The 7,540-nt window shown below is 33.9% G+C and carries 8 protein-coding genes; 5 read left to right on the top strand and 3 right to left on the bottom strand.

What is annotated here, in order from left to right; genetic code table 11:
• Positions 1–144: 144 nt before the first annotated feature.
• Positions 145–1,398, top strand: coding sequence for an ATP-binding protein (locus tag ACT8VG_RS05215; protein WP_444195336.1), 1,254 nt, complete (start codon positions 145–147; stop codon positions 1,396–1,398).
• A 38-nt stretch (positions 1,399–1,436) separates the two neighbouring features.
• On the opposite strand, the gene ispG is transcribed toward ACT8VG_RS05215, so the two are convergent.
• On the bottom strand, positions 1,437–2,504 hold the full coding sequence (gene ispG / locus ACT8VG_RS05210) for a flavodoxin-dependent (E)-4-hydroxy-3-methylbut-2-enyl-diphosphate synthase (protein WP_117459534.1): 1,068 nt from the start codon (positions 2,502–2,504) through the stop codon (positions 1,437–1,439).
• A 113-nt stretch (positions 2,505–2,617) separates the two neighbouring features.
• Positions 2,618–2,881: a 30S ribosomal protein S20 gene (gene rpsT / locus ACT8VG_RS05205; protein ID WP_055234210.1), complete on the bottom strand. Its 264-nt coding sequence runs from the start codon at positions 2,879–2,881 to the stop codon at positions 2,618–2,620.
• 144 nt (positions 2,882–3,025) lie between these two features.
• Between rpsT and fmt the strand changes: the two genes are divergently transcribed.
• Genes fmt through ACT8VG_RS05185 form a run of 4 tightly spaced genes read left to right on the top strand, consistent with a single transcriptional unit; the run spans position 3,026 to position 6,816 of the window.
• On the top strand, positions 3,026–3,976 hold the full coding sequence (gene fmt / locus ACT8VG_RS05200) for a methionyl-tRNA formyltransferase (protein ID WP_187011539.1): 951 nt from the start codon (positions 3,026–3,028) through the stop codon (positions 3,974–3,976).
• Positions 3,977–3,985: 9 nt separating this feature from the next.
• Entirely contained in the window at positions 3,986–5,287 is a 1,302-nt protein-coding gene (locus ACT8VG_RS05195; RefSeq protein WP_187011540.1) for a pyrimidine-nucleoside phosphorylase, read from the top strand.
• Between the two features lie 3 nt (positions 5,288–5,290).
• Entirely contained in the window at positions 5,291–6,133 is an 843-nt protein-coding gene (locus ACT8VG_RS05190) for a Cof-type HAD-IIB family hydrolase (RefSeq protein WP_187011541.1), read from the top strand.
• 11 nt (positions 6,134–6,144) lie between these two features.
• On the top strand, positions 6,145–6,816 hold the full coding sequence (locus tag ACT8VG_RS05185; RefSeq protein WP_022424649.1) for a TIGR00266 family protein: 672 nt from the start codon (positions 6,145–6,147) through the stop codon (positions 6,814–6,816).
• 24 nt (positions 6,817–6,840) lie between these two features.
• On the opposite strand, the gene ACT8VG_RS05180 is transcribed toward ACT8VG_RS05185, so the two are convergent.
• A complete protein-coding gene (locus ACT8VG_RS05180) occupies positions 6,841–7,431 on the bottom strand; it encodes a sugar O-acetyltransferase (RefSeq protein WP_187011542.1) in 591 nt (196 codons plus the stop codon).
• Positions 7,432–7,540 lie beyond the last annotated feature (109 nt).

Below are 7,540 nucleotides of genomic sequence, written 5' to 3'. Positions count from 1 at the left end.
GTGTATTATTCGCTCGGAAATCATACAAAAAGGGTGTTTTTTCTGATTTACGATTGAAATAATTTGGACGAAAAAGTTTTCGATTGAATTTACGCTCTTTTTTAATTATACTTAAAGTAGTAGAATAGGAAAGGAGATAGAAATATGCGTGAAACAAGAAATCTAGAGTTTAAAGAAACAATCACAAGTACTTTCTTGAAAACAGTTAGTCCTTTTTCAAACTATGATGGTGCAACAATCTTGTTTGGAGTTGACGATGATGGCAATATTAAAGGGTTGTCAGATATAATCAAGGCGTGTTTAGATATTGAAAACAAAATTAATGATACTATTTCTCCGCAACCAGATTATGTACTTGAACCAAATGAAGTAAACAAGACTATAAAACTTATTGTGAAAAGTGGATTACAGAAACCATACTTATATAAATCAAAAGCATATAAGCGTAATGATTCTGCAACTATAGAAGTAGATACATTAGAGTTTTCAAGGCTTGTATTGGAAGGGAAAAATATTAGTTTTGAAGAACTACCATACAAAGATCAGAATCTTACTTTTCATTTTCTTGAAGAACAATTAGAAAAAACTATTCAAATCAGTTCGTTTAATCTCGATACATTAAAAACTCTTAATCTCTATGACAATAATAATGGATATAATAACGCAGCTGGTTTATTAGCGGATACTAATGATTTTCCTGGAGTTGATATTATAAAATTTGGAGAAAATATCAGTGTTATTCAGAAAAGAATTACATTTGATCATATGTCTATTCTAGAAATCTATAAGAAATCGCTTGAGGTATTTAGAGATTATTATAGATATGAAGTGATAGAAGGATCTGAAAGAAAGAATGTCGAAAAAATACCAGAAGCAGCTTTTAGAGAAGCTATTGCGAATGGACTTATTCATAGGATGTGGGATGTGAATTCTCATATTAGAATATCTATGTTTGATAATCATATCGATATAGTGTCTCCGGGTGGACTACCAACAGGAATTTCTGAAGAAGAGTATTTGAATGGTAAAACATCTGTTTTAAGAAATAGAAATCTTGCGAATGTATTCTATCGATTAGGATTTGTAGAAATATTTGGAACAGGTATTACACGAATCAAACAATTATATGAAAGTAGTTTTGTGAAACCTCGTTTTGAAGTATCAGAAAATACTATAAAGATTGAATTGCCTGTTTTTGAAGATATTTCTGATTTAACAGATGATGAGCATCTTGTTTTAAAAGCGTTAAGTAAAACAGTCCTAAAATCTATTAGTGAAATAGTACCAAGTACACCTTTTGGTAAATCAAAAGTCTCTTCTCTATTGAAAATACTAGAGAAAAAGGGAGTTGTACTGATTCAAGGAAAAGGTAGATCCACAAAATATATAATAAAATAGAAAATCTAACGTAACGTAAAAAAAGCGAGTTTTATTAATTACTCGCTTTTTTCTTCAACCATCTTTAAAATTTCATCTTTAAGTGTCTGCACCATATCTTCCTGTTTAACACGTTTTACAATCTCACCATGCTTAATAAGAAGACCTTCACCAACACCACCGGCAATACCTATATCAGCATGACGTGCTTCACCTGGACCATTTACTGCACAACCCATAATTGCGACTGTAATATCGAGATGAATATCCTTTAAGAAATCTTCCATCTCTTTAGCAATAGGTATCAAATCATACTGAATACGACCGCAAGTAGGACATGATACAAGAGTAGGGACACCCTTTAATAAACCTAATTCCTTTAATAGAATCTTAGCAACCTTAATTTCTTCCACAGGATCATCACTTAAAGATACTCTAATAGTATTTCCAATACCTTCATATAATAATGTACCAATACCTAAAGCAGACTTAATAGTGCCTCCTAAGGCAGTACCTGCTTCAGTGACACCTACATGTAAAGGGTAAGGGAATGTTTTAGACGCTAATTCATACGCTTTAATAGTCAACATTGTATTAGAAGACTTTAATGAAATAACGATATCATGGAAATCTAAATCTTCTAGAATCTTTACATGTTTCATTGCAGATTCAATCATACCTTCAGGTGTAGGTTCTCCATATTTTTCTAGAATCTCTTTTTCTAAAGAACCACCATTAACTCCAATTCTAATAGGGATATGTTTTTCTTTACATGCATCTACAACTGCTTTTACCTTTTCGATAGAACCAATATTACCAGGATTAATACGTACCTTATCAATACCAGATTCTATAGCAATAAGAGCTAGCCTATAATCAAAATGAATATCAGCCACTAAAGGAATATGAATCCCTTTCTTGATCTCTTTAATCGCATAAGCATCCTCTTTATCAAATACAGCTACTCTTACAAGTTCACAACCTGCTTGTTCTAACGCATTAATCTGTTTAATAGTTGCTTCTACATTCTTAGTCTTAGTATTACACATAGACTGAATCACTACATGATTATTACCACCGATAGTTAAATTGCCTACCTGTACACTTCTTGTTTCTTCTCTTAACATATTTCTATACCTCGCACTTTATATTTTAAGAAACTTACACCCTAAATGCAAGGCATAAGAAAACATCCAGCAAAATGCTGGATGTTTATGTTTCATATAGAAAACTCTATCAACTATCCGATTGAGTTAATTTTCTTCTGAAGTCTTGCTTTCTGTCTGCTAGCATAGTTTTTGTGATGGATATGCTTAGTTACAGATGCATCTAACTGTCTTGTGCAATCGCTAAATTCCTTAGCAGCAACTTCTTTGTCACCAGCTTCTACAGCGTTTAATACTTTCTTGATTGAAGTCTTTAAAGCGCTCTTTACTGCGTTGTTTGCTAATCTTTTTTCATTATCGTTTTTATAACGTTTAATCTGCTGTTTCATGTTTGCCATAATAATCTCACCTCGTTCTATAGTTTGCTGAACTATAATACCAAAAATGCTAGATGATTGCAATAGTTTTTTTGGTTTTTCCTGTGTGGTAGCACTTATAAAATGAGTATGTTATAATTATAAAGTAATTACAGGAGGAATTTTATGAGTAAAAAAATAGTTTTTATGGGAACTGCATCTTTTTCATTAAAAGTACTGCAGATGTTACTAGAAAATAAATATGATGTTGTGGGTGTTGTCACTCAGCCAGATCGTTATGTAGGAAGAAAGAAAGTACTCACTATGAGTGATGTGAAACAGGAAGCATTAAAACATGATATTCCTGTATTACAGCCAGAACGAATTAGAAATGACTATCAGGCAGTCTTAGATCTAAAGCCTGATTTAATTATTACTGCAGCTTATGGACAGATTGTCCCAACTGCTGTATTAGAAGCACCACGTCTAGGATGTGTGAATGTCCATGCGTCTTTATTACCACTTTATCGTGGTGGGGCACCAGTGCATCGCGCTATTATTGATGGTCGCAAAGAAACAGGTGTGACTATTATGTATATGGCAGAAAAGATGGATGCAGGTGATATTATCTCTCAAAAATCCACACCAATTACAGATGATGATAACTTAGAAATTGTATATGATCGTTTAACTGATATTGGTGCTGAATTATTAAAGGATACATTACCATCTATCTTTGATGAAACAAATGATAGAATTCCACAGAATCCTGATGAAGTTGTTTATGCACCTATTATTAAAAGAGAAGATGAAAGACTTGATTGGAACAAGACAGCAAGAGAAATCTTTAATCATGTAAGAGGCTTATATCCTCATCCAGGTACATTTACAACTTATAATGGACAGGTTGTAAAAATCTATAAGGGTGAAATTCATAACTGCCCTAATGCCAAGGAACATCATAAAGATGAAAAGAACGGTACTATCGTTAAGATCTTTAAGGATGCAATCGGTGTAAAGGTAGAAGATGGTGTATTTGTGATTACAGAGATACAGCTTTCTGGTAAGAAACGTATGTCTGTAAAGGATTATTTAAATGGTAAGAATATATTCGAGGTAGGAACTCAGTTTGAGTAGGTGACATTTATGAGAATGGTAGATCTTATTGAAAAGAAAAAAGATAATGTAGTATTAACTGATGAAGAAATTCATGAATTAATCCAGGAATATACAAAAGGTGATATTCCTGATTATCAGATGAGTGCTTTCTTGATGGCTGTTGTCTTTAATGGATTAACAGATCACGAAACAGCCCAGCTGACTTTAGAAATGATGCATAGTGGTGATGTGATTGATTTAAGTGGTATTCATGGTATTAAAGTAGATAAGCATTCTACTGGTGGTGTTGGTGATAAGACATCTTTAGTATTAGGTCCAATGGTAGCTGCATGTGGTGTACCAGTCGCTAAGATGAGTGGTAGAGGACTTGGACATACAGGTGGGACTCTAGATAAGATGGAGTCTATTCCAGGACTTAATATTTATGTTAATGAAGAAGATTTTATTAAACAGGTGAATGATATTCATTTAGCTATTATTGGTCAGACAGCGTCTCTTGATCCTGCAGATAAGAAGATGTATGCATTAAGAGATGTCACTGGAACTGTTCAGTCTATTCCTTTGATTGCTTCTTCTATTATGAGTAAGAAGTTAGCTGCAGGCAGTGATGCAATTTTACTTGATGTCAAATATGGTGATGGTGCTTTTATGAAGAACTTGGAGGACGCGAAGAAACTTGCTCGTACAATGATCACAATTGGTCAGCATCTTCATAAGGATACAAGAGCCACTATTTCTAATATGTCCCAGCCTTTGGGCTATGCAATTGGTAATTCATTAGAAGTGAAAGAAGCGATTGCAACACTTAATGGCAATGGTCCTGAGGATTTATTAGAATTATGTTTAACTGCAGGAAGTACAATGTTGATGATGGCACAAAAGGCAGAAACAGTGACTGAAGCAAGAAAGATGCTAGAAGAAGCCATTTCTTCTAAGAAAGCATTACATGCTTTAGAAGCAATGGTAAAAGCACAGGGTGGAGACAGCGATTATATTCTTTATCCTGAAAAGTTTACAATGGCTGAACATATATTTGATGTTTATGCGCCTGAAACAGGATATATTGAAGATCTAGAGGCATTAACTCTTGGACTAGTATCAATGCGTCTAGGTGGAGGAAGAGAAACAGTCACAGATGAAATTGATCATAGCGTTGGTTTAATTCTACATAAGAAGATTGGTGATTATGTAGAACAGGGAGAACCATTAGTGACTGTTCATGATAATGGTAAATGGACAAAAGAAAGAAAAGAAGAATTATTAAGTGCATTCCATTTTAGTAAAGAAAAGGTAGAAAAACCTATATTGATTGATGAAATTATGGAGTAGTATATGAGTAAATTTTTATTTTTTGATATTGATGGTACATTAGTAGGAAAATCAAGACATATAACAGAAAAAACAAAAGAAGCCATTCAAGCAGCAAAGAATGCGGGAAATAAAGTATTCTTATGTACAGGTAGAGCACCTACTTCTATTGTAGGTGATGTTAAAGCATTACCTATTGATGGTATTGTGGCAAGTGCAGGAGGATTTGTCCAGGTAGATGGGAAGTATATCTTTAAGAACTATATGGATCAATATACTCTTTCAGAAATGATGACACTCTTTGTGAATCATGGTATCTTATTCTGTCTAGAAACTGAACATGCGATTTATCAGACACCAGGTGTGAATGAATTCTTTGACAAGAGACACAATAAGGAATTTGGGGATAATGTAGAATTACAGAGATTCTTTGAATTAAAACGTCAGGAAGAAAACCGTATTCCTGTCTCTCAATTTGACTTAGAAAAGACAGGTGTCACTAAGATTGGTTTTATTGCCCCTGATCCTATCGCTTTTTATGATTGTGTAAAGTATATTGCACCAATGTTTAATATTGTGACATTCTCTAAATATGAAGATGATTTCATTAATGGTGAAATCATCTTAAAGAACTGCACAAAAGCAGATGGTGTGAAACGTGTTGTAGATTATTATCATGGAGATATGAAGGATACAATCGGTTTTGGAGATTCTATGAATGATTTCCAGATGATTGATACATGTGAAATTGGTGTCGTTGCGGAGAATGCCCCAGATAAATTAAAAGCTATTGGAACATGTTTCTTCAAGGACCCAGATGCTGATGGTTTAGCAGATGCAATTAATGAATTAAAATTAGATCAGTAGGAGATGATTGTATGAAGTATGAAATTAAAGGAAAACCACTTCCTGTCGCAATCCTTCATCTAGATCAAGGCGAATCTATTTTGACAGATAGTGGCGCAATGGTATGGATGAAACCAGCTCTAACTATGGATACTGTATCAGGTGGTATGAAATCTCTATTTGGCCGTGCTTTTTCAGGAGAAACACTTTTCTTGAATAAATATACAGCAACCGAGCCGAGCATGATTGCCTTAGGATCTTCTTTTCCTGGTGACATACTTGTGTATGATGTGAGCCAGGGAGATATTATTGTTCAGAAGTCTTCTTATCTTGCAAGTGAAGAAACAGTAAAAAGAGAAATCTCTTTTTCTAAAAAAGGTACAATAGGATTTTTTGGTGGCGAAGGGTTCATCATGAATAGATATTTTGGCTCAGGTTTACTATTTATTGAGATAGATGGTACAGCTATAGAATATGACTTAAATCCTGGTGAAGAGATGGTTGTGAATACAGGTAATCTTGTCGCAATGAGTTCATCTTGTCATATTGATGTTGTTTCTGTAAAAGGTATAAAGAATAAGTTCCTAGGAGGAGAAGGATTCTTTAACACAGTAGTCAAGGGACCAGGTCATGTAATTGTACAGACAATGCCTATTTCTACATTGGCTGAAAGCTTATCTGGTTTTATGCCTCAAAATGACTAAAAAGGATGTCAGTGACATCCTTTTTTAATTATGATTCCAATTTGTTTGTTCGTCTTTATCAGTGATTTCTCTTATCACATGGCATGGATTACCTACGGCTACACTGTTGCTAGGAATATCGTTTACAACAACACTGCCTCCACCAATGACAACATTATCTCCGATAGTGACTCCAGGCATCACCTGAACACCTGCACCAATCCAGACATTATTTCCTATCGTAATAGGATAAGCATATTCTAGTCCTTGATTTCTACGTTTTGTATCAATTGGATGTCCTGCAGTATAGAATCCACAGTTAGGTGCGATAAAGACATTATCTCCAAAAGTTACTTCTGCGCCATCTAGTATCACTGTATTATGGTTCGCAAAGAAGTGTCTACCTATTTTGATATTATAGCCATAATCACACCAGAACGGTGACATAATACAAGTAGAGTCATCTATAGGTCCTAATAATTGATGGAGTATCTTTTTTTGATTTACTGTATCAGAAGGCATCAGTTGATTAAATTTGAAACATAAATCTTTTGCGATTGCTCTTTCTTTAAGTAGATCTTTATCGTTGTTGGCATTATACAACATTTCTTTCAACATTTTTTCTTTTTCAGTCATAATCTTTCTCCTTACCTATATCATAATAATATAGTTATTATATCAATTAAACGTTTTTTTTAGATACCACTGTTTAAATAGAGGGGCTGTGATATTATAGATTGGTAGT

It is taken from the genome of Catenibacterium sp., from assembly GCF_052354645.1.
Lineage (GTDB): Bacteria > Bacillota_I > Bacilli_A > Erysipelotrichales > Coprobacillaceae > Catenibacterium > Catenibacterium mitsuoka_A.
Note: the sequence above shows the minus strand (reverse complement) of the source record. Positions and strands in the feature narration are given on the sequence as shown.

Bases quoted from the DNA above. Each gene is read 5' to 3' on its own strand.
- ACT8VG_RS05215 (WP_444195336.1), top strand. From the start codon at position 145: ATGCGTGAAACAAGAAATCTAGAGTTTAAAGAAACAATCACAAGTACT.
- ispG (WP_117459534.1), bottom strand. From the start codon at position 2,504: ATGTTAAGAGAAGAAACAAGAAGTGTACAGGTAGGCAATTTAACTATC.
- rpsT (WP_055234210.1), bottom strand. From the start codon at position 2,881: ATGGCAAACATGAAACAGCAGATTAAACGTTATAAAAACGATAATGAA.
- fmt (WP_187011539.1), top strand. From the start codon at position 3,026: ATGAGTAAAAAAATAGTTTTTATGGGAACTGCATCTTTTTCATTAAAA.
- ACT8VG_RS05195 (WP_187011540.1), top strand. From the start codon at position 3,986: ATGAGAATGGTAGATCTTATTGAAAAGAAAAAAGATAATGTAGTATTA.
- ACT8VG_RS05190 (WP_187011541.1), top strand. From the start codon at position 5,291: ATGAGTAAATTTTTATTTTTTGATATTGATGGTACATTAGTAGGAAAA.
- ACT8VG_RS05185 (WP_022424649.1), top strand. From the start codon at position 6,145: ATGAAGTATGAAATTAAAGGAAAACCACTTCCTGTCGCAATCCTTCAT.
- ACT8VG_RS05180 (WP_187011542.1), bottom strand. From the start codon at position 7,431: ATGACTGAAAAAGAAAAAATGTTGAAAGAAATGTTGTATAATGCCAAC.